Raw genomic sequence first — 23,063 nt, 5'->3', positions numbered from 1 at the left:
TCTTCAGCTGTAGAAGCTCTTTTCTTTTTTCTTTATGAAAATTTGACGAAAGCTATTGCCGGTGAATGCTCCCAACGCACCGGCTGTACCTCCAATAATTGCCGTGAGAATAATCAACATGTTAATGTCATCTACCGGAAACAATTGAACTATTTTCTGCGACATAATGGAATTAGTTTCAACATTAACCTTCCATGCTAAAACCATCCAGATCAACCCCACTCCCATAAAGCCGCTAAGGAATGCATTAAAATTATTACCCGGCATTAAGAAAGCAACTATGGCAGCACCAATTATAGCAGACCACCAAGGGGCAATCAACCCAAGCAAATAGGTTAAAGTTGAAATTAATATAAGTCTAAAAATAAAAATCATCAGTTCTCCGATTGAAGGGTTTGTGAATAAATAACTCGTTCGCTTTCTTCAGATGGCGAGTTTAAAAACAATAGAGGCACATAATTCTTGGTAGCCCATCCCTCTATCATATGACCATAAGTTGGATTCCCTGGATTTCCACTTTGGCTTCCTGGATATATCCCCCACGCCTTTGGCCCCTCAACATCCAGCTCGACCACCATTCGCCAACTTGGTCCGTGGCGTCCACTTGCTGCATTAACAATATTGTTATACCCACCAATCTTGACTTGATCAAACGAGAATGGCTCCAGACCTAGAAGGTGTTTCACACGTGTATTTTTATATAAATACCAAGCATACTCACTTTCATTTTCATCTTTCCATTTTTGCAATGTTTCCATCGCAGATACGAATGAAATATTAACCAATTCATCTAGAGTTTCTTTTGTTGGCGTTGCTTGAATATCAAAGAACTTACTTGACGAATCATTAGTCATTATATGTATGGTATTGAACACATGTGGCTTACTTAGTTTTAATTCTTGGCTATCAAACTCGTCCCATATCAACTCATATAGTACATCCCACCAAACCTGATATACAGTAGGCGCTATCCATTCTGGCTCAGCAAAATAATCCCACTGCTTGAGCAAGTGATAAATCTTATCTTTCTCAGAAGTCATATTTGTGGTATCCAAATAATCTAACATAAGTGGCAGACTTTCAGAAGCTCGATAGTTATAATTGTCGTTCTGCAAACGGATCATATCTTTCACCGTCACTCTATTTAGAAGTTTCAAACGATCATTGATTCTTCTATTTCGATAAAACTCATAGTTATAATCATAAGCATAGTAAGGGTAAGTAGAATCCACAGGGTGTTGATTGGCTGAACTTACAAAACCTCGTTCTGGATTCTTCACCGTTGCATTGTGCTCATAAGGAATAATAGAGGACCACTCTTGCCTTGAGTCTCTTCCATCTAATAGGAATTTACCCTGTCCCTGCCATTTCTTAGGAAACTTCCCTTGTATGGTAAGTGCAATGTCTCCATGTGCACTGGCAAAAGCGAAATTCTGCGGTGGTCCTGTATAATATTTAAAGGCATCCAAGAATTCATCATAGTTTTTTGCTCGGTTTACCCGATACAAAGTTTTCAATTCCCGTGAACCTTCATGAGCAGTCCACTTCATGGCCAGGTTTACCTTATTACTATCACCTAGAAAATTTCTATCATAAGTCAACGGACCATAATGGGTATATACTATCGTATCATAAAAATCCTCACTTTCTCTAACCTCGAAACGCTCAACCACCTTTTCCGTTTTGAGCCACTTATCATCATATTGATATTCTTCTCTCTTGTTATTTCTGAAGTTAATGTTATACCAATCTACCACATCTCGCTTTGCATTAGTAAGCCCCCAAGCAATAGAATCATTAAATCCAATGATGACATTTGGGGCCCCAGGCAATGATGCTCCCATTGTGTTAATACCTGGAGCATTCAATTGAACCACATACCAAATAGACGGTAGGTTCAAACTTAAATCTGGCTCGTTAGCCAGAAGCACTTTACCATTCGCGGTTCGCTCAGCAGAAACCACAAAGTTATTGGAGCCATTCCTTGGATCAGGTTTGTCGATGGTCTCTGAAGTGAAAACTTGAGGAAATGTCACTTGAGGTTGTTCTATTGGCGCAGAGTCAAATCCCCAATCAGTACCCTTTGGAATCACAGGGTCGATGTCTACATAGGATTCTGGAAACAGTTTATTAAAACCTTCTAAACCAAAGACTTGTAAGGCATTCGTATTTTCTAAGTCATTTTCCCCTCTCGACAACATATCTGCCATGTTCTTTAGCAGAAGCATAACTTTTAAGTTTGTCCATGACTCAGGCGCATAATCCAACAGCTTGTATTCAATCGGATAATCGGCATAATCCAATTCATCAATCAAGTAGTTGATTCCATCGGTATAACCCTGAATCATATTCATAATTTCAGGGTCTTTTTGGGCAGCCTCCAGGGATCTCTTTGCGCCGTAAGCTAAACCCTTTCGTCTCTGAATTCTATCAAACTTCAATTGACTTTTGCCGACTATTTCTGCGGTGCGACCAGCAGCAGCCAATACCTGAAATTCCATTTGCCATAAACGATGAAAGGCAGTTACATATCCTTGCGCGAAGTACACGTCATAATCATTTTGCGCAAAAATGTGAGGTATGTAAGCATCGTCAAATTTGATAGTTACCGGATTGCTAAGCTGACCAGCCTCGAGTGATGCAGGTATGCTTAACCCCTCGGTTTCACCATTTTGCCAAAAGCCCGTAAAAGGACTTAAAAAACTACCCAGAGGAGGAACTTTGCCTTGCTTGAAGTTTAGATAAAAAAAGAAGGTCAGTGTGAGACCCAGAGCAAAAATGAATCTGATTAGTTTCATACAATCGAATTTCCAAAAAAAGCTGGATTGAAAAAGGCACTAATATATAACACAATGAAGAAGCAAACAAAATGTAAACAACCTCATGGAATATTAATTCATAGTTTATCTCATCAATTATGATTATTCCGATATATGTCAGATAATTGCTAAAAATAAAAAAATGGAGAAAGTAATTTTGGTTAACGAAAAGGATGAAGAAGTCGGTTCAGAAGAAAAACTGTTGGCTCATCAGAAAGGACTACTTCATCGTGCTTTTTCTATATTCTTATTTAATTCCGCTGGCGACATGCTCATACATAAGAGAGCTGACGGAAAGTATCACTCAGCAGGTCTGTGGACCAATGCGTGCTGCAGCCACCCTAGACCCTCAGAGCAGACACATGATGCCGCTATCAGAAGACTTTCAGAAGAATTAGGACTTGAGGCGGAGCTCTCCTTTCTCTTTAGTTTCACCTACCAATCTGAATTTGACAATGGGCTGACCGAGCACGAACTAGATCATGTGTTTTGGGGAATTAGTGACAAAAAACCAATTCCAAATGAAGAGGAGATTTCTGATTTTAAATACGTAGCTCCAGACAAACTCCTAAAGCACATTGAAGAGCACCCTGACGAATACACTTTTTGGTTTAAAAAAATTGTCGAACGAGTACTGAAGCAAACTCCTCAATTTTAGTCCAGAAGTTCAGCAGCTGGATGACCCGTACAGCCCGATGGAAATTTGATACTTAATAAGGTGCTGATCGTGGGAGCTATATCTGTAATTGGATGATAATTGACCGTACTCCCTTTTTTGATTCCCCAGCCATAAAATAGCATAGGTACATGTGTATCGTAGGAATACCCAGTGCCGTGATTGGTGCCTTTGTGATACAAATTATAATCACTCAACCATCCTGGTTGCAAAGTGTACGCCACATCACCACTGGCTTTGCTATTGATACCAGCGGAAAGCATACCTACATCCAAATTATTGCTATGATATCTTTCAATTTCTCTCGTATCATAAGCTGAGCCAACACCTTCCATCTCAAGTAATAATTCAACAATATATTTCTTTACTTCAGTGAGAGCTATATTTTTTTCCTGCAGCAAGCTATGATTCAAAAACACCTGACGGTTACTGACATTTTCGATAATTCCTTTTGCTGAAAACTTCTCATCTACAGATTTTTTTAACAACGGTTGGTTATTCTTATTATCAAAATAGCTCACCGTTTGGTTTTGCTCATTGAGGTATTTGGGTAATTCAGCTATGGCGTGATCAGCTGTCAAAAACACCGTCCACTTCCCTTGACCAACTTTATTATCTAGGTAGGTAAATAGTCTTTCCAAATCTCTATCCAATCTAACATAGGTATCTTGGATTTCTTTAGAATATGGTCCAAACTCATGGCCAATTTTATCAGGAGAAGAAAAGCTTATGGCCAAAAAGTCAGTAATCTTATCTGTTCCAAGTTGCTCCTTTTCTATAGCTACTTCAGCAAAATCTACTAATATCGTATTACCAAAAGGAGAATACATCAGTGTATTGTGAGTACCGAATGACTTTCGTATAGTTTTCAGGTCATATGGAAAAGTTGGGCTCAAATCCATAAAAAAAGCATTCTCATATTCTCTGTCATCACGAGCAGATTCTATATAAGAATCCATATCCATCAGCGTCTCCCATTTCCCTTTAGTATACTGGTTAGACATTTTTTTGGCATTAAACTTCGTAACCCATTCCGGTAATTCGTCAGTATAAAATGTACTTGTCATAAAATTACCAGACGCCTCATCAAACCAATAGGCACCATCAGGATTATGACCTGCCGGCAAAATTGAACCTCTGTCCTTTAATGAGATTCCAACCACTTTGGATCTGTTTTGAAAGTGTATCTTCAGCTCGTCCGTTATTGTGCTACTCAATAGATTACGAGGAGACCTTTGCCCAATTTCACCTAAGCCTCCTATCCCACTGACGGTTTCATCTTCTACACAATAGATCATTTTTTTCTGCACTTTCTCGTACCAGTCGTTGGCTATTACACCATGCACTCTAGGTGTAGTACCGGTATATACCGAGGCGTGTCCAGGACCTGTTTTTGTTGGGATATAGTTGAAATGAGCATTTCTAAATGAAAAACCCTCTGATGTAAGTCTTTTAAATCCACCTTCTCCATAGTGATTTTCGAAACGATTGAGGAATTCATATCTCATCTGATCCACTACAATACCGACTACCAACTTAGGTTTATCAGAACTTTGTGCTGAAATAGGAACGGCAGGTAAGGTCAGCAGGATTGTAAAAATGAAATTTCTCATTGCACAGATTTATATGAGCTTTGTTTTGCACTCACGAAATTAATTCAACAATGACAAAACGTATTATCTCATTATTAAGAAATTAAAATTAATTTTGAGCAAAGCTTTAGTCATTGAATTTAAAATCACACCTCTTACCAGAAGAAGTCTTCTCCACGGTAGCCAAGTGCGCCACTAAAATTAACCTTGATGCCTATGTAATCGGTGGATTTGTACGAGACATCATTCTCAATAGGCCATCCAAAGATATAGATTTTGTTTCTGTGGGCAGTGGTATCAGCCTTGCTAAAAAAGTAGCGCAAGAATTGAATTGCAAAAATCTTTCTGTATTCAAAAATTTTGGTACAGCCATGGTAAAATATAAAGCACACGAGCTTGAATTTGTAGGTGCTAGAAAGGAATCGTATCAGAGAGATTCAAGGAAACCAATCGTAGAAGATGGCACGCTCGAAGACGACCAAAACAGAAGAGATTTTACCATCAATGCATTAGCGATAAAACTCAGTAATGAAGGATATGGAGAACTGGTAGATCCGTTTGATGGTGTGAATGATTTGAAAAAGAAAATCATTCGCACACCACTTGACCCTTCTATAACATTCTCAGATGATCCGTTGCGCATGATGCGGGCTATTCGTTTTGCCAGTCAACTCAATTTTGATATAGAAGCTGACACTTTTGATTCTATCATCAAACAGGCCGACCGGATCAAAATCGTTTCTCAAGAGAGAATTATTGATGAGTTGAATAAAATTATCTTATCTCCAACCCCAAGTTATGGCTTTAAGTTACTTTTTCAAAGTGGACTATTGCACCATATTTTCCCGGAAATGATAGCCCTCCATGGCGTTGAGACTAGAGATGGTAAAGCACATAAGGACAATTTTTACCACACCTTGCAAGTCTTGGATAATATCTCTGAAAACACCAACTACTTGTACTTAAGGTGGGCTGCCATCTTGCATGATATTGCCAAACCTCCAACAAAAAGGTTCCATAAAAAAGCAGGCTGGACTTTTCACGGACACGAAGATAAAGGCGCCCGAATGGTACCTGGTATATTCAAGCGTATGAAGTTGCCAATGAATGACAAAATGAAGTACGTCCAGAAGTTGGTCAAGCTTCATTTGAGACCTATTGCACTTGTAAGAGATGAAATTACCGACTCTGCCATTAGACGATTGCTCTTTGAAGCTGGAGATGATGTGGATGATTTGATGACCCTTTGTAATGCAGATATCACCACTAAAAACCCGAATAAAGTCAAACGATATCTTTCCAACTTTAAAAAAGTGAAACAAAAACTAGTGGAACTGGAGGAAAGGGATAAGCTTCGAAATTTCCAACCTCCAATTTCAGGGGAAGAAATAATGGAACGTTACAATTTACAGCCTTCGCGGATCGTTGGGGAAATAAAAAATGAAATCAGAGAGGCTATACTCGAAGGAAAAATAGACAACAACAAAGAGCAAGCAGAAATGCTAATGCAGGAAATAGCAAAGTCAAGAGGATTGGAAAATTGATCTTAAGCCAGTAGCTTGCACACTTTCAAAAAATAATTATGAAGAAAATACTATTTGTTTTGGTTGTATGGGGAGGAATTCTTCATAGCAACGACACCACTGCACAATCAGCTGATTCACTCAATTTTATTGATGTAGATGTGCAGAAAAACGCAGCCATTTACCAATTGGCGATGCAATTTAATGATCCATCTGTTGCGAGAATGGCGCTTTATAATTTGCTCTTCTATAGCAACAACCAATCTGCCGTACTGGATTCCCTTGCCTACATGTATTATGAGATGAATCAGATGCCTTCCGTGGCCTTGGTTACCAGAGAAAACCTTAAAATGAATCCAGACAATCAGGTAGCACTTGAATTAGGTGCTATCGCGTTTAATCAGCTTGGAGCAAAAGATCAAGCCTTAGAAAATTATGAAAAGCTCTTTCTGAAAAACAACAATAGCCGCACGCTTTACCAAATTGCCTTTATGCAATATGAATTAAACAGGTATACAGAATCTAGCACTTCAGTAGACATCCTTTTAAAGAGGACCGATATTGATGAAATAAAAATGAGATTCACTAAACTAGACCAAACACAACAGGAAGTTTCTATGCGTGCCGCGCTGCTCAACTTACAAGGCCTGATCGCTCAGGGAAACGAAGATATACCAAAAGCAAAAGAACTTTTTCTTGAGGCCTTAAAGGTTGCTCCCGGGTTTGAATTGGCACAGGTTAATCTCAGTAAGGCTGGGAAGTAGTCCAACCTTTGAAAAAATTATTAAGAGCCAATCCACTTCTGGATTGGCTTTTTTGTTTTATGGTTTGTCTTTAAATAGGATTGTGCTCAAAAACGTACACTAAGGTGTAGCAAAAATGAACGATTCCCTTGTTAAGTCAACGGTTTACCTCAACAACTACCTGAAAATCTAATACTTAGAATTTCTGGCATTCTAATTGGCAGACGCTAGTTCATATTAAAAACTCAACCAATGTTAAAAAACTATTTAAAAACCGCACTCAGGTATTTAGGAAGACAAAAAGGATACACTGCGCTCAACATCGTCGGGCTTACTATAGGAATATCCTCGAGTCTTATTATCATTTTGTACCTGCACAACGAACTCAGCTTTGACCAATACCATGAAAAGGCTGATCGAATCTATCGTGTCAGCTCGGACATCAAAGAAACAGACGATGCTTTCCGCTGGGCTGTAACTCAAAACCCGCTAGGACAAAAATTGGTTAGCGAATTTGGAGAGGTAGAGCAGTATGTTCGATTTTCGGATAACGGAAGAACTGAGCTCACGATAGATGATATTAGCTATTTTGAAGAAAATGTTTACAACGTAGACTCAACGCTGTTTGATGTATTTACATTTGAATTCGTTCTTGGCAATCCAGAAACAGCTTTGATTGCTCCTAAGTCCTTAGTGCTAAACAAAACAGTTGCCGATAAAATTTTCAAAGGAGAAAACCCAATTGGGAAATCTCTTCGAGTGGATGGTGGAGATTTATTTCAGGTCACAGGTGTATACAAAGATATGCCCAAGAACTCTCACCTAATAGCCGATGTTTTAATTTCGGTAGACAACCGCCCTAACATGGCTAACAATAACTGGGGAGGTTTCAATATATTCACCTACATCCTACTGAGCCCTACAGCAGACGCAAACGCTTTTGAAATTAAACTCGATGAAGTAATTCAGGAGCATGTGGCACCCATATTTGCCCAATTCAACATCACTATAGTTTATGAGTTAATCAATATAAGAGACATTCACCTCTTCTCTGATTTTCAAGGCGAACCACAACCACTAGGAGATATTACATATATCTACATCTTCTCTGCTGTGTGTATTTTCATGGTATTTATTGCCTGTATCAATTATATGAATCTGGCTACAGCGAGATCTGTAAAACGTGCCACGGAGGTAGGTATTCGAAAAGTAATGGGCGCAGGTCGTCAATTGCTAATTGGCCAGTTTCTCACAGAATCTGTCTTAATTACCATCTGCTCATTTGTGTTGAGTATGATCATTGTATTTCTAAGTATACCTATTATAAATAATGCATTAGGAATTAACCTTCAAATATCCATGCTGGCACAACCCATGTTGATCGGGATGATGCTGCTGATCCTTCTGATTGCAGGCGTATTTGGAGGAAGTTACCCTGCTTTTTACTTATCATCATTTTTACCGGCAGAAGTACTAAAGGGAGGAAAAAGCAAAAGGTCTGGTAATGCTTTTCTAAGAAAAACCTTGGTGGTCATTCAGTTTTCGATTTCCATCTTCATGTTGATCGGTACAGGAATCATTTATGATCAAATGCAATTCGTAAGCAGTAAGAACCTTGGATTTGACAAAGATCAAGTAATCACTTTCACTTTTACCAATGGCGAACAACGGGGTAAGTGGGATGTCCTCAGAAACAAGATATTGCAAGATCCTAATATCAGAAGTGCTGCTACCTCAAATTCAAGGCCTGGACAGGGGTTTGGTAAAAATTTGATGAGAGTAGAAATGGAAGAAGGCGGTTTTGAAGAGAAAGGAGTCAATATGTATGCAGTAGACTATGACTACTTCCCTACCCTTGGCATTGATTTTGAAAAGGGAAGAAATTTCAGAAGAGAATTTCCGTCTGACACGGCGTCTTCCGTAATAATCAATGAGGCCATGGCAACAAGGTTTAACTGGTCAGAGCCCATTGGTAAGCGATTTCAGATGATGGGTGGACCAGATACTACCACATATTTCAAAGTACTTGGAGTAGTGAAAGATTTCCATCAACAATCTTTGTACAACCCTATAGAACCCATTATGTTCTTCCCAAGGTTGAACAACAATAATGCCCTGGTCAAAATTGACAAGAACCAGAAAGAAGCGGTGGCTTCTATTAAACAAAGCTGGGCTGAAGTTTTTCCGAATCTTCCATTGGACTACACTTATTTGGATGAAGAATTTCAACAGCAATATGAAACCGATCAACTCAGAGGCAATCTGTTTCTTGGGTTTTCGCTTATGACCATCATAATTTCCTGTATGGGGTTACTTGGGTTGGCCTCTTTCACGGCAGAACAACGAACCAAAGAAATAAGCATTAGGAAAGTACTTGGCGCTAATGTGAGCGGTTTGATTCAATTACTAATCAAAGACTTTTTGATTCTAGTGTGTATTGGAGCCGTTCCAGCTTTTGCAGTGGCTTGGTACTTTGGACAAAACTGGTTGCAGAACTTTGAGTACAGTGTGGAAGTTGATTATCTAATTTTCGTTGGTGTTCTATTGATAACCATGGTCATCACAATTCTTTCCACCGGATTTTTCGCCTTGAGAGCAGCTACTTCCAATCCGGCTGAAAGCCTAAAATACGAATAGAAATTTCAACAATCGGGTTGCTTTTAAGTCAACCCGATTGTTGACTATTTAAAAGTACCACCCCAGTTCAAACTTTAGAAAGTCATCCTGTCTGAACAGGTAAATGAATTCTTCATCACTGACATTCTGAAACAACCTCATCTCTACACTGGCTTTGAAGGAATCTCCAAAACGACGATTGCCTTCCAGACTAATTAAGCGTGTACTTCGGTTAACATCCAGAATTGCACCAAACAAAAATTCGGTACTCTGTACATCATTGAAAGCCAATCTTCCTCCTAAGAAAACATCACTTTGCAGGCTGTTCAATGCTATATCTCCTCGATCATCATATAGGTATTCGCCTAAAAGACCAAGGTCAATCCCACTACCTCCGATATTTCCGAAAGTATATTCGATCCCAACATCCAAGGCCTTCATATCTTGAACGTCACTCCTCCTGAAAATCGATTCAAACTTCCAAAGTATCGGCCCTGTAGTAGCTTGAAGATCAAGTCCGGTTTGATTGATTACAGGGTATATACCAAGAAGTGTTCCATCATTTGCCAAACTCACTATGGGTTCTCTACCAGTTCCATAAAAATGTGAGACTCCTATATCTACCGGACCAAAATAATGCGACCATCGAACGGCTAATTCTGGCCTAGACTCTTCCATGTCGCTCTCAAAGGTCAATTCATTCGTTTGAATAGGGTCAGGCGTTCTAAGTCGTCCATTCACTCCGGGGAAGCTTCTTTTTCTAAACAAGGACATCGCAAAAAGATCAAAAGTCCCAAAATTGGTCATGTACGAGTAATGCGCCATAAACTGACCCAACTTTTGCTCACCATCGAAGGTCTCCAAATTATCCGTCTGATTAATAATATCTACCAAATGAGCCGCTTCCGTTACCCCCCAATAAATCTTTTTCAATCCAAAACTAAATTCCCAATTGTTATTTACCGTTTGAAAATAAAGCTCACGTATATCAAGATGATTTCGTTCTGAATCAGTAAAATCCACACGTCCAAATCCTGTGAAGTTTAAAATGTACTTTCCTCCCTGCCATTCCATATAGTATTCTGGTTGAATACTCATAGCAGGAAAATGATCCTTTTGTCCTAGATATAATCCATCCTGTAAAAAGTATCTGTATTCGAAACTCACATTTCCGGAAAACTCAGTATATACTTTCTCCGATTGGCCACTTACCGAGGTTGACGAGAAAAGGAATACAGCGAGCACTATTGCCCGCTGTATAGTAAAAAACCAACCTAAACTACTCGTATTTTTCATGGCTATCTACCAGCCCTTATCAGGCTATTTTGAGAAAAATCAGCTTCAGCCAAACCTATCTTAAACTGGTAATCCTCAAACTTCAAAGTGGTTTCTTTTCCTGTTTGGTGATTCACCATCAAGAACTCACCTGCTCTCCAATGTTTATCCAGATAAACCTTATAATTAGAATAGGTCAGCGTTTTGAGCAATACATTCTTACGATCATAAAACTCAACCTTCTCCTGTCTATAATTTGATTTATTCAACCATACTAATTGACGAGTATAACCAGACTTTGGATCCACAGGATCTCTTTCAATTACATAAGCATCTTCTCCATTGATGTTATCATCCTTGATATACCTATAAGTGTATTTCTCTACTTCCTGAGAAGACAAATCTTCGTAGGCAAATTCGCTACCCATAAAAGGCCCTGACTTGTTATCTGAAGAGATCCTTTTCACTCTTTTGATAGATGGTAAGTATAACCATTGATCATCCGAACCTTCTTTATGTGTATAAGTCAAAGTAGATGTACCTTTTACATCCCTTGGGCTATTGAACACGATGAGTGATTTATCTCCGTCTTCAATCAATTCTAGTGTCTGTGTTGAAAGAAATCTTGTGCTTTCCTGTCCATGTTTGTTTTTTAATGTCATGGTCAGATTAACCTCTGAGCTCCCAAAGCCTTCATCGTATTTAGAAGCGTCCTGAGCAATTTTTAATCCTTTTTGTTCGGGAGTTTGTGCCCAGGCCAATGATCCACCGATCAACAGCAAGGCTATCGTTTTGATTGTTTTTTTCATAGTGATGTGATTGATAGGGATCAGGCGCTTAGGCCCAATCCCATTTATTAAAACTGATATAATTAAACCGGACTTAGCTGTCCTGTATCTACCGTTGTAGACTGTGTATTTGTTTTAGATTTGGTGCTTTTTCCAATGTTGAGCAATAGTGCTGGGAGCAATAAAAAGTCCAGTGCTAGAGCAAACGTTATGATCAACACGGTAACTTTTGCCATTCCACTATTCATCCCAAAACTTGACTGGGCGAGAATCGCGAAACCAGCTACCAAAACAATGGTAGTCACTACCAGTGCCTTGCCCACCGTATCAAATGCAAAGCGAACTGCTTCTTCTTTACTCTTGTTTAGTTCTCTTCTTGCTCTTAGATATTTAGAAAGGAAATGCACTGAATCATCCACAATGATTCCAAGTGTCATACCAAACACGATAGAGATTCCTACATTGATGATTCCGTTCGTCACACCCCACACACCGAATCCCACGGCTACAGGCAATAAATTGGGAATCAAGCTGATCAAACCATGTCTAAAACTTCTTAGCACAAACATCAAGATCACGGAGATCAGAATCAATGCGGCAATACTTCCATTCATCATACTATCCACCTGCCTTTTGGTCAGGTGAGAGAACATGGTAGCCGTACTGGTAGCATCAGAGTACATCTCAGCAGGTGCATTCATACTCAACCAATTTTGCGCTTCTTGCCCTAAAGCAATAAACTCTTTAGAAGAAAGGTTAGTGGTCGTGGCAATAAGTCTCGTCTCTGATTTATCCACATTGATTTGGTTATTCAGATCCAAACCAAATGGCAGGGACATTTCATAGAGTAACAAGAATTGAGCGGCTTCTTCCCTACTGTCAGGCACTCGATAGTAGCTCAAACTATCACCGTGCATACTCTTGTTGATGCGTCGAGCAATCTCAGAAAAAGCACTTACATGGACTATTTCAGGTTTTGCTTCAAGCCAATACTCAAATTCCTCTAGTTTCTTCAAATAAGCTGGGTCATTGATACCTCCCTCTTCTCCTGATCCTAGTGAAAATTCTAAGGTATAGATCCCTGTCAGGTTCTCTGAAATGAAATCAGTATCCTGTCTGAATTGCACCTCTTGATCAAAGTACTTAATAAACTCTTCGTTGAACTCATTTTTGGTAATCAATAGCGTAATCAAAATGGAAGCAGCCATGGACCCCCAAAGTACTTTCTTGTCATTTTGAATAACGAACTCAGCCAATCGACCAAAGAAAGAATTGATTTGAACATCAGGTTCATCCGTTTGTTTTACTTTAACTCTCACTGGAAGAATAGCCATCAAAGCTGGCAAAGTGAAAATCGAATAGGTGAAGGCTCCCAACATTCCGACAGAGGTAATATTACCCAAATCGTGGAATGGCGGAGAATCACTGAAATTCATTGACAAGAATCCAATAACGGTAGTCAGGCTAGTAATCATCACCGGTAAAAAATTGACTCTTATACTTTCTACCAATGCGTCATGTTTGGTCAATCCCTTGCGCATGCCTTGCATAAAAGTGATGAGCAAATGAATACTGTCAGCCACTGCTAAAGTCATAATAATGGTAGTGGCTGCCGAGGAAGGTGGCGTCAACATAATTCCAAACCAGCCTGCAAAACCCATTCCTGTCATGATTGACATGATGATGACAAGTAATGTGGCGAATGTTCCTGAAAGTGTTCTTGTGGTTATGAAAATAGTGATTATAACTACTAAAAACATCAGTGGAACCAGCGACTGCATATCTCCATAGGCAGATTCTTGAAATGCTCCTGAAAGCATTATCATTCCTGAAAGGTAGGTTTTTAGATTTGGGTTCTCTTCTTCGAATTTGGCAGCCAACTCCCGAACATGGGCAATGATTTCCGAGCCCTCTTCCATATTCTCACCTGGCAACTGCACTGTAATATTCACGGCCGTCAGGTTGGCGTCCTCATTGATCAAACGGTCTTTTAAAAGAATTTCATCAATGGCAATTTGCTTTACCGCCTCAATCTGATCAGGCGCATAGTCCGCGGAATTTTGAATCAGATCATCTACGTACAAATCATCTGCGACAGCCTTGGTGTGCTGAAAGTTAGTAATGGCATCTACCCGAGTCGAATATGGAGTCTGCCACGAATCCGCAGTTAGTTTTTCAACTGCAGCCAATGTTTCCTTAGTAAACACTTTCCCATCCTTGGGTTCAATGACTATGAAAACGTTATCGTCCTTAGTGTACTTGTTTTGTAAGGCATCGAATGCCAACATCTGAGGATTATCATCACTAAAGAAAACATGATAATCACTATTGAAGCCTACGTTTCGGCCTCCACTTCCTATGAAAGCAGTGAGTGCTAAACTCACCACCAACACTAACCACCTCCACTTAATTACCCATTTAGCGAAGCTGATCACTTTTTGTTGTCCCTTTTCCTGGAACTCGTTGATTGCTTTTGTCATTAGTATCTGGTTATTGAATGAGCGGGTGCTTCTCAATAAATAATAGATCACCCTGGTTGGGTCACTATTACGGCAACCAAATACTATGGTTTCAATATATTACGAAATTCGTAATATTAATTTTTAGGAATATTACTTTGCGGTGGGAACGTAGTTGACAAGATTATCTGAAATCCTTTCAAGCAGGTGAATGAGTTCGCCTTGTTCCTTTTCAGAAAGTCCGCCAAGCATGGCTCCTCCCATGTGATGTAAAGTACTTTGAAGCAGGTTAAAAGAATCTTGACCGAACTTGCTTAGACCTATCTTGATTGTACGACGATCTTCCTTTGAATGATAGCGTTTCAGATAGCCCTTTTCAACTAACTTGTCGATCACTCCAGTGGTAGTACTCACCGGGATACCTAAGTAACTTGCGATATCACGCATGATCACATCATGATTTTTTCCTAGGAAGGTCAAAACGGAAAAGTCGCGCTTGCTGATATCTTTAGAAAGCTCTATGCAAGTGTTGTCAGCTTCTTGCATTTTCATCAATAACGCTTCCAAGCATTGCGTAAACTTACAAATCTTATCATCCATTAATTCCTCTTTCATGGTGCTATCAATCCCTTTTTGATTTGAACATATAATTTACAAAGATAGTTGAATTCCTCCTTCTCAAAAGTTCAACAACCTTCTACTTGGTATTTCAGTCTTTTTTAAAATTAGACAAGAATTGGTCTACCCTTTTACTCAAAATACTCTCAAATTGTACTTTGATTATGTATTTAAGCAATATTCAGACAATAATTGTCGTAAATTGTACTTTTTCTACATTTTATTTTATTTATTCAATATGATTATTTATATTTGAATTATAATAATTCACAGTTACGAAATATCTAAACCAATTACCCATGTTACAGGCACTATTTTCCCGAACTAAAGACACCAGCAAATCACTCAAATTGAAATTCAACAAAGACGAGAAGTCGTGGGTTGTTTTAAAAGGTCATAGCATCATGTTCATCGGAGGTGAAGATCAGTGCAAGACCTACATCAATAACTTTTCCTAAAAAAGACATAAAAAAAGAGATCCGCTGGATCTCTTTTTAGTTTTTGTTTACGTCTTACTGAGGTGAACTGTGAAGGATTTCACCCCTTTTCCACCTGCCTTCAATCTAATTACACATTTATGATATGAATGTGTTTTTTTGTGCCTTTATTTTAGCCAGTGTTCCTCATGGCACTAGCAATGGCGTTAATCGTTAGCATTAACTCGCGCTGCATATCGCTTACATCTTTTCCACTTGCTCTATCTGCTCTCCAAACCTTAAGTAGTTCAATCTGCTTCTCATGCAAATGAGCCATCAATGGTGACCTCAAGTGATTTGAAAAATAATGATTCACTCTTCTTACCTGGATTTCTTCACCCAAGAGATCCAACAGTAACTCGCGAGTCAGCTGTAGTTCAGACAAGAACATTTCTGAAAACTCCTTTTTAACTTTATCATCATCGACTAAATCTGAATAAGCCTCTATCACGCTCTCGTCTGTGGCTGCAAGGCTAGTATCTACATTAGTCAGTACATATCTAATAAAGGAGTCCTTCTTAGTTGCCTCTTTAAATTTTTTATAATCTTCGGGGTTCGAATTTTTTAGATTATTTAGAGAGGTCCCCACCCCATACCAGCTGGTCATATGGAACCTGGACTGACTCCATGAAAACACCCAAGGAATAGCTCTTAAGTCATCTAACGAATTGGCACCCGTTCTCTTGGCAGGTCTGGAACCAATCTTACTTGTTTCAATCGCGTCAATTGGTGTAGCCTGACGAAAAAACTGAATAAAACCTTCATGATGAGTCAAAGCTTCATAATGGTCCTTACTTTGCTTCGCCAAATGGTCTAATACATCTGCCAATGGATGATATGCTCTTTCACTTCTTTCATCTAGAATCGTTCTGGAAAGTGAATTAGCTACTAAAAGCTCCAGATTGTATTCCGCATTTACCTTATTTTCATACTTCTGAGCGATAGTTTCACCTTGTTCAGTCAATCGCACATTTCCTTGAATAGCTTGATACGGTAAGGCTTTTATGAAATAATGAGTAGGCCCGGAACCTCTACTAATTGACCCTCCTTTACCATGGAAGAAAGTGATTTTCACTCCATGCTTTTCTCCTATTTCGCTCAGCTTAAATTGAGCTTTATACAAATTCCATTGGCTCGCGATAATACCTCCGTCTTTGTTACTATCACTATATCCAACCATTACCTGCTGTCTGAGATTTCTATAGTTTCTTACTTTTCTAAAATGCTCCAGACTTCTTTTTGTAAAGTCATGATTCAGGAAGCCCTCTAAAATTACAGGACCATTTTCTAAATCTTCAATAGTCTCCAACAACGGAACCACAGGAATTTCACAAACTAACCCCTCCTCAATTTGCTTGGTCAATCCAGCCTCTCTAGCTAATAGATAAACAGCCAACAAATCAGAAAGTGATCTGGTCATACTGACGATAAATGACCCTATACCTTCTCCTCCATATTTGGACACATGTGCTTCTACTACACGATAGCACGACAGCACTGCCTGTGCATTTTCCCCTAATTCAGCGCTTTGATGTGTGAATGGTCTATTAGACTTCAATTCTTTATTTAAAAATTCAAGCCTCTTTTCTTCGCTCCACTCGGAGAAATTGGTTTCTTCAAATTGTGCCGCCTGCAGAAGTTGCTCAATGGCCTTATCATGAAAGGCACTGTTTTGACGAACGTCCAGCTTGGCAAGATGAAAACCAAAAGTCTGTACATTTCTGATGGTAATATTCACATCATCATAGGCAATTGATTTCGCTCCATAGTTCAATAGACTCTTTTTTAGCAAATCAAGATCGTCAAGCATTTGATAGGCAAATCTATAGCTACCTGCATGCTCTGAAAGTTGTGTTGCATGTCCACGTTGCGTATCTACTGGTAGCTTGGCCAATATTAAGTTTGAAAATTGCCGGAATGCTTCTCCCTTATTTCTTTCTAGGGCCTCGTTTCCTATTTCACCTAACTCAGCAACCATCTCATCAATTCTCGATTTGAGCTGTGTGTCACATTCATTCAACTCGCAGGCAAAACTCAATTGCTTCACCAATGCGATAAGTTTTCTTCGGATAACCACAAACGCATTCAAACGTAGCGCTTCCAAAGTCTCAGCAGTAACCGTATCCGTTACCAATGGATGACCATCCCGATCACCACCTACCCAGTTACCAAAACTGATTTTGGGAAAGCTATGATGATCAAGCAAATTTTGTTTAGACAAACCGCAAGCCTTCCATGCCTGTATCAATCGTCTATCAAGAACGGGAATTACTTCCGGGAAGACGTTCACCAAATAATGAATGATGTTTCTGAGTTCAGAACTTAGATCTGGCTTCTCCATATAGATCTCACCAGTCTTCCATAATCTGTATAGCGTCAATTTGATATTATGACGGATGTTCATCAGTTCCTTCTTAGAAAACATCTTGTTTTCTAAGCTGACAAGTAGCAAATACAAATCTCTATGGTGATCTAAAACGGTCGCACGCTTCGCTTCTGTTGGATGAGCGGTGAGGACTGGCTCAATCTGCATCTGAGGCATTTTATCCAAAATGACTTCTTCAGTCACCCCTTCATCTAATAAATTTTTTATGTTGTTGGCAAACAGACCGCTAACTGAAGTGAAATCTTTTTCATTCTCAACCGAACGACGATGCTGAACCGCACCATTAACCTCAGCCATATTCACCAACTGAAAAACGAGCGAATACATCTGTATATGCTTGTCAGACATCTGGGTGCCATTTTCAAAAGGATACTTGTTGATAAAAGGAATTTCATTAGCAATAGTTTCTTCACCATTCTCAATTAATACCTCTTTCAAACACTCTAGTAAAAACTCAAAGTCCTCATATGGCTTTCCAAGTCTTTCCTTTACTTCTGCTAATATTGAATTCATTCCCAATTAAATTATGAATATTGTATAAAATTGGGCTTATTGTTGTTAAATGTTACTGCAATTTAGAGAAATATTGCAAGGACTCATAAAATAATTTGAAATTGTTAAACAATAAACATATCAAGATTACATTGAAGATATTATAGATGCAGTACTAATTTGTGAAAGTAAATTTCGATTACTTAAATAAATTGGTTAAGATTGAACTGCTTTTTTAATTAACACTACACCACCACGACTATTCATGGAAAAATATAGATGCGTTGCAATTGATGATGACTTGGTTTATCTCGAAATTTTCAAAAAATTAGCTGAAAAAGTAGATTGTATAGACTTGGTTGGTACTTTCAGTAGTGCAATAGATGGTGCCGTAGGTGTATCAAAACTGAAGCCTCAAGTTTTATTCCTTGATATTGAAATGCCGTATTTGGACGGATATGAAACGATCTCTACTCTAGAAGAGAAACCAAAAATCGTAATCGTATCTTCGCACCTGGAATACGAAACAGATGAGCTCAAAATCGACGTGAAAAAATACGTTCGCAAGCCATTCGAAGGTCCAGAGCAATTAGAAGAAATTGTAAAAGAGGTGATGGAGGCGTAGTCCACCAATCCTCTTCATCACTTAACCCAGAAATCCTTTCTTATGCTTGACTGAGCATTGGCTCCAACATAGACAGAGAACTGTCCTGGCTCCAACACAAATTGATTTTCAGCATTGTAAAACTTCAAGTCTGAGCTATCAATAGTCAATTCAATCACTTTTGATTCCTTAGGATTCAGCATTACTCTTTGGAAATTCTTCAGCTCTTTTACCGGCCTAGTAATAGACCCTACATGATCCCGAATATACATTTGCACAGTCTCTGCACCTGGTAACGTACCTGTATTGGTTAATTCGAATCTTACCTTAAGTACATCATTTGAACCCAATGTATCTTTCGATATATTGAGGTCTCCATATGCAAAACTCGTATATGACAATCCGTACCCGAAAGGGTATTGTGGTCTAAATCCGTCATCTAAATAGTGAGAGTTGTTGCCAAGAGAACTCTGCCAGGCTCCCACAGGAATATCATCTATCCCAACAAATGAAGCTTCACTAGCCGGTCGTCCTGTATTCTTATAATTGTAGTAAATTGGCACTTGTCCTGCTGATTTGGGCCAAGTCACTGGCAATCTACCTGAAGGGTTAAATTCACCCAATAACACATCAGTTATAGCCGGCCCACCCATAGTACCTGGATGCCAGGCCATCAAAACAGCATCTACTTCATTGATAATATTCTCAAGCACAATTGGTCTCCCAGCCTGAATGATCAAAACAATTGGCTTTTTAGTCTTCGCTCGAATGGTCTTTATCAGTTCTTCCTGAACACCAGGCAAATTAATATGTGCTCGACTATGTGCCTCTCCAGACAAAATGGCCTCTTCGCCACCAAAGAATAAAACTACATCGCTTTGTTCAGCAGCCCTAATCGCTTTTGAAAACCGTGCAACTGACCGGTCTCTACTAAAACCTAAACCAGGTACTGAATTTACGTTTTGTTTTCCAAGCTTATCCAACAAAGAAGTCAAAGGCGTCACTGAATCATCCTGATCTCCGTCGAATATCCAAGTGCCCAGTTGGTCCAACGGTGCATTTGCCAATGGGCCTATGACGGCAATTTTTTGAGAGGATTTCAGTGGCAACACACCATCTTCGTTCTTCAACAGTACTATACTTTGCAATGCTGCTTGTTTAGCTTTTTCCAAATGACTTTCTGAAAGAATGGCGTCCTCATTTTCCATACGATAAGGCTGATCGAACAATCCCATCCTTAACTTCACTCGTAAAATGGAACGAACCATTCGATCGAGCTCCTTTTCATCCAACTTTCCTTGATTAATAAGTTCCTCAAGATAATTATCATACGACTGACTGGTCATCTCCATATCTACTCCAGCTCTAGCCGCTTTGAAAGCCGCGTCTTTTTCATCCTCACAGTAACCATGAGCAATCATTTCTGTGACCGAATTCCAGTCACTAACTACAAACCCATCAAATGCCCACTCCTGCCTTAATACCTGATCCAATAAAAACTTATTACCAGATACCGGAACCCCGTTCAGTTCATTGAACCCCGACATGAAAGTTTGAACCCCGGCATCCACCGCTTTTTTGAACGGAGGTAAGTATACATTACGTAGTAGCGGCTCATGGATTATAGTCGTATTGTAATCACGTCCTCCTTCGGCGGCTCCATAACCCACAAAATGTTTGGCGCACGCCACCATACTCGACGGATCCGTCAAATCCTTCCCTTGAAAACCTCTTACATAGGCAGCTGATAATTCAGAAGCCAGAAATGGGTCTTCCCCTGGTGACTCAGCTATTCTGCCCCACCGAGGATCTCTAGCTATATCCAGCATAGGAGCAAAGGTCCAACGTACACCATAGGTGCTCGCCTCTACAGCAGCAACTCTTGCTCCATCTTCGACAAGTCTGGGATTCCAGGTAGCTGCCTGTCCCAACGGAATTGGAAAAATCGTTTTAAATCCATGAATAACATCTCGAGCAAAAATGAGTGGAATTCTATTCGGACTTTCTTCTACCGCTATTCGTTGGAGTTCATCAACAAACTCTTTATTCATCACGTTGATCAATGAACCCACTCTACCTTCTCTTACGGCCGTCTTAAGTTCTTCAGACAAGGCACCTTTCACTCGACTAGAAGTACCGCGCTGTGCAGTTTGCCCAATTTTCTCTGTTAATGTCATTTTTGACATCAAAGAATCAATTTGTTGCTCCAAAGAGCCTTCGACAACTTGTTGATTTGGCTCGCAGCCAAACAAACCAAGGGTGACAACGAATGGTAGAATTAGTCTTCTCATAATTTAGATTTTACTCAAAATTCAAAAAAATACCAGCCAAGCAACCATGGGATTTATAACATAAAAAGGGGGTAATTCTTTAGAACTACCCCCTACCTTTATTAAGAATAAAACCTTGTACTTATCTCTTCTGTATTCTACCTCCCAGATTGCTGTCGGCCAATACCTTGTCAGGGTCACCTTTATAATACAAAGAACCACCGGTTCCAGCATCCACTTCAAGCCTTTCTTTCACCGAAACCTCTCCAGAACCTCCCGAACTGACATCTGCCTTGATAGCTCCGCACATCAAATCGTATCCTTCGAATTTACCAGCGGAGCTCGCATCCAAATCCAAAGAGGCACAAGTCCCAGAAAGCTCAATACTCCCTGCGCTACTTACGTTCACTTCCAAATCAGACACATCTAGGTCCAATTCTATGCGTCCAGCGCTACTTGCATTTACTTCGAAATCGTCAGTTTTTATTTTAGATTTTGAAAAAACTGACGCAGCAGAGCTTACTGATATTTCATCAATGTTTTTATAAGTCAAGCGAACCACAACTTCTCCTCTATTATTGGAATTGTTTCGGTTTGAATTCTTTCGTTCGATATTCAATTCAGACCCCCTGATTTCCGTAATTACATCATCTAAGTCAATATCATCTACTTCAACCACGGCCTCATTTTTATCTCCTTGAGTAATGATAAGTTCGATAGCTTCTCCGACTTCAATTGAGCTAAAATCATCAAATTTCCTCGTTTCTTTTTCCTGTGCCACCCCTATCATGGTAGTTGAAAGGAGCATCATAAGCATGATTATCTTTTTCATAGTTATATACTTTGAGTTTTAAAATTTAAACCAAAGACCAAATCAAAAAACGAATGGTTGCATCAATCAAAATTTATATCTCAACCCATTTTTAATACCGTAGATAGTTTTGTTGATCGGAATGATAGGCTTGTCTTCATAATGAATGATCCCTTCGATCATAAACATAAAATGTTTTGAAAACTCAAACTCCAATTGAATCTGCGCACTTATTCGATTCCTAAGAGCTTCAATATTCTCATCATATCCAACTTGATAGAACGTAATGTAAGCCAAGTTCACATGATCTGTCAATTCAATGTTGGATTTGAAATAGGATGAAGATTTGATCATATTGTTGGTCACATAGAAATCCTCTATAACAAGATCCTTCCATTTTTCATGTTCATAGAAAAAGCCTGTCCCAATATCAAACTCAATCTCCTCTCTATCTACCAACCTATACTTCAACCCTCCTCCTGAAAGATATCTAAGCTGAAGATGTCTGCTGTGGTCAAAGTTGAATTGTGTGTACAACTCTGTCGAAAGTCTCTTTTTTCTATTTAGATCAATCCTTACATGTGCATATCCTGTGCTTATTACGGGATCTCCTGTTGCTTCATAGTGACTGATATCTCCAGACAGATAATAAGCATGTGATTTTGAGACATAAATAAGGTCTAAAGTAGCCTCCAAAGAAAGAAGGGAAGCATCCTCATCTGGAGTTGGGCTTCTGTTATCAACCTCAAAATAAAAGTCGAACCAGCCTAACCAATAGTTGGAAGAATCAGAGGTAACGTCACGTGTATTGATATTCAAAATTTGAGCCTGTGCTGTCTCAACAGAAAGTAGAGCAATGAATCCAATCAACGAAAAGACAAATCTCATAGGAAGGAAGCCTAGTTCTTCCTTCAA

17 protein-coding genes are annotated in these 23,063 nt (G+C 39.2%); 6 read left to right on the top strand and 11 right to left on the bottom strand.

The features are described from left to right. Positions 1-3: 3 nt before the first annotated feature. Positions 4-375 (bottom strand): hypothetical protein, encoded by a 372-nt coding sequence (locus tag ACO6S2_RS11325; RefSeq protein WP_422358663.1) that lies wholly within the window; start codon positions 373-375, stop codon positions 4-6. Then, on the bottom strand, positions 375-2,798 hold the full coding sequence (locus ACO6S2_RS11320) for a penicillin acylase family protein (protein WP_422358662.1): 2,424 nt from the start codon (positions 2,796-2,798) through the stop codon (positions 375-377). The genes ACO6S2_RS11325 and ACO6S2_RS11320 overlap by 1 nt, the downstream gene beginning before the upstream one ends. Before the next feature lie 163 nt (positions 2,799-2,961). Here ACO6S2_RS11320 and idi point away from each other — a divergent pair, with 163 nt between their 5' ends. After that, positions 2,962-3,477, top strand: a complete 516-nt coding sequence (gene idi / locus ACO6S2_RS11315) for an isopentenyl-diphosphate Delta-isomerase (RefSeq protein WP_422358661.1) — start codon at positions 2,962-2,964, stop codon at positions 3,475-3,477. Here the strand turns inward: idi and pafA are convergent. Next, positions 3,474-5,108: an alkaline phosphatase PafA gene (gene pafA / locus ACO6S2_RS11310; RefSeq protein ID WP_422358660.1), complete on the bottom strand. Its 1,635-nt coding sequence runs from the start codon at positions 5,106-5,108 to the stop codon at positions 3,474-3,476. The genes idi and pafA overlap by 4 nt on opposite strands. A 113-nt stretch (positions 5,109-5,221) precedes the next feature. On the opposite strand from pafA, the gene ACO6S2_RS11305 reads away from it, so the two are divergent. The 3 genes from ACO6S2_RS11305 (at position 5,222) to ACO6S2_RS11295 (ending at position 9,990) form a co-directional block, all read left to right on the top strand. After that, positions 5,222-6,631 carry a CCA tRNA nucleotidyltransferase gene (locus ACO6S2_RS11305; RefSeq protein ID WP_422358659.1) on the top strand — a complete coding sequence of 470 codons (1,410 nt, stop codon included), beginning with the start codon at positions 5,222-5,224 and terminating at the stop codon, positions 6,629-6,631. A gap of 38 nt (positions 6,632-6,669) precedes the next feature. Next, the gene (locus tag ACO6S2_RS11300; RefSeq protein ID WP_422358658.1) at positions 6,670-7,374 is read left to right on the top strand and encodes a hypothetical protein; all 705 of its coding nucleotides are present in this window, start codon (positions 6,670-6,672) and stop codon (positions 7,372-7,374) included. Between the two features lie 231 nt (positions 7,375-7,605). Then, positions 7,606-9,990, top strand: coding sequence for an ABC transporter permease (locus ACO6S2_RS11295; RefSeq protein ID WP_422358657.1), 2,385 nt, complete (start codon positions 7,606-7,608; stop codon positions 9,988-9,990). Positions 9,991-10,038: 48 nt separating this feature from the next. Here ACO6S2_RS11295 and ACO6S2_RS11290 read toward each other — a convergent pair whose 3' ends face one another. From ACO6S2_RS11290 to ACO6S2_RS11275, 4 genes are all read right to left on the bottom strand, one after another. After that, positions 10,039-11,265 carry a hypothetical protein gene (locus tag ACO6S2_RS11290; RefSeq protein WP_422358656.1) on the bottom strand — a complete coding sequence of 409 codons (1,227 nt, stop codon included), beginning with the start codon at positions 11,263-11,265 and terminating at the stop codon, positions 10,039-10,041. A gap of 2 nt (positions 11,266-11,267) precedes the next feature. Beyond that, positions 11,268-12,053, bottom strand: a complete 786-nt coding sequence (locus ACO6S2_RS11285; protein WP_422358655.1) for an outer membrane lipoprotein-sorting protein — start codon at positions 12,051-12,053, stop codon at positions 11,268-11,270. A 62-nt stretch (positions 12,054-12,115) separates the two neighbouring features. After that, the gene (locus ACO6S2_RS11280; RefSeq protein WP_422358654.1) at positions 12,116-14,512 is read right to left on the bottom strand and encodes an efflux RND transporter permease subunit; all 2,397 of its coding nucleotides are present in this window, start codon (positions 14,510-14,512) and stop codon (positions 12,116-12,118) included. Between the two features lie 132 nt (positions 14,513-14,644). Further along, complete coding sequence (locus tag ACO6S2_RS11275; protein ID WP_422358653.1) at positions 14,645-15,106, bottom strand: MarR family winged helix-turn-helix transcriptional regulator; 462 nt, start codon at positions 15,104-15,106, stop codon at positions 14,645-14,647. 302 nt (positions 15,107-15,408) lie between these two features. On the opposite strand from ACO6S2_RS11275, the gene ACO6S2_RS11270 reads away from it, so the two are divergent. Continuing rightward, positions 15,409-15,567: a hypothetical protein gene (locus ACO6S2_RS11270; protein WP_422358652.1), complete on the top strand. Its 159-nt coding sequence runs from the start codon at positions 15,409-15,411 to the stop codon at positions 15,565-15,567. Between the two features lie 151 nt (positions 15,568-15,718). Here the strand turns inward: ACO6S2_RS11270 and ACO6S2_RS11265 are convergent, their stop codons facing one another. Continuing rightward, positions 15,719-18,484 (bottom strand): phosphoenolpyruvate carboxylase, encoded by a 2,766-nt coding sequence (locus tag ACO6S2_RS11265; protein ID WP_422358651.1) that lies wholly within the window; start codon positions 18,482-18,484, stop codon positions 15,719-15,721. 244 nt (positions 18,485-18,728) lie between these two features. On the opposite strand from ACO6S2_RS11265, the gene ACO6S2_RS11260 reads away from it, so the two are divergent. Further along, entirely contained in the window at positions 18,729-19,088 is a 360-nt protein-coding gene (locus tag ACO6S2_RS11260) for a LytR/AlgR family response regulator transcription factor (protein WP_318172083.1), read from the top strand. Positions 19,089-19,105: 17 nt separating this feature from the next. Here the strand turns inward: ACO6S2_RS11260 and bglX are convergent, their stop codons facing one another. From bglX to ACO6S2_RS11245, 3 genes are all read right to left on the bottom strand, one after another. Continuing rightward, complete coding sequence (gene bglX / locus ACO6S2_RS11255; protein WP_422358650.1) at positions 19,106-21,358, bottom strand: beta-glucosidase BglX; 2,253 nt, start codon at positions 21,356-21,358, stop codon at positions 19,106-19,108. A gap of 121 nt (positions 21,359-21,479) precedes the next feature. Then, positions 21,480-22,169, bottom strand: a complete 690-nt coding sequence (locus ACO6S2_RS11250; protein ID WP_422358649.1) for a head GIN domain-containing protein — start codon at positions 22,167-22,169, stop codon at positions 21,480-21,482. A gap of 66 nt (positions 22,170-22,235) precedes the next feature. Further along, on the bottom strand, positions 22,236-23,036 hold the full coding sequence (locus ACO6S2_RS11245) for a DUF481 domain-containing protein (protein ID WP_422358648.1): 801 nt from the start codon (positions 23,034-23,036) through the stop codon (positions 22,236-22,238). Between the last annotated feature and the right edge of the window lie 27 nt (positions 23,037-23,063).

This window comes from Reichenbachiella sp., assembly GCF_965233835.1.
Classification (GTDB): Bacteria; Bacteroidota; Bacteroidia; order Cytophagales; family Cyclobacteriaceae; genus Reichenbachiella.
Note: the sequence above shows the minus strand (reverse complement) of the source record. Positions and strands in the feature narration are given on the sequence as shown.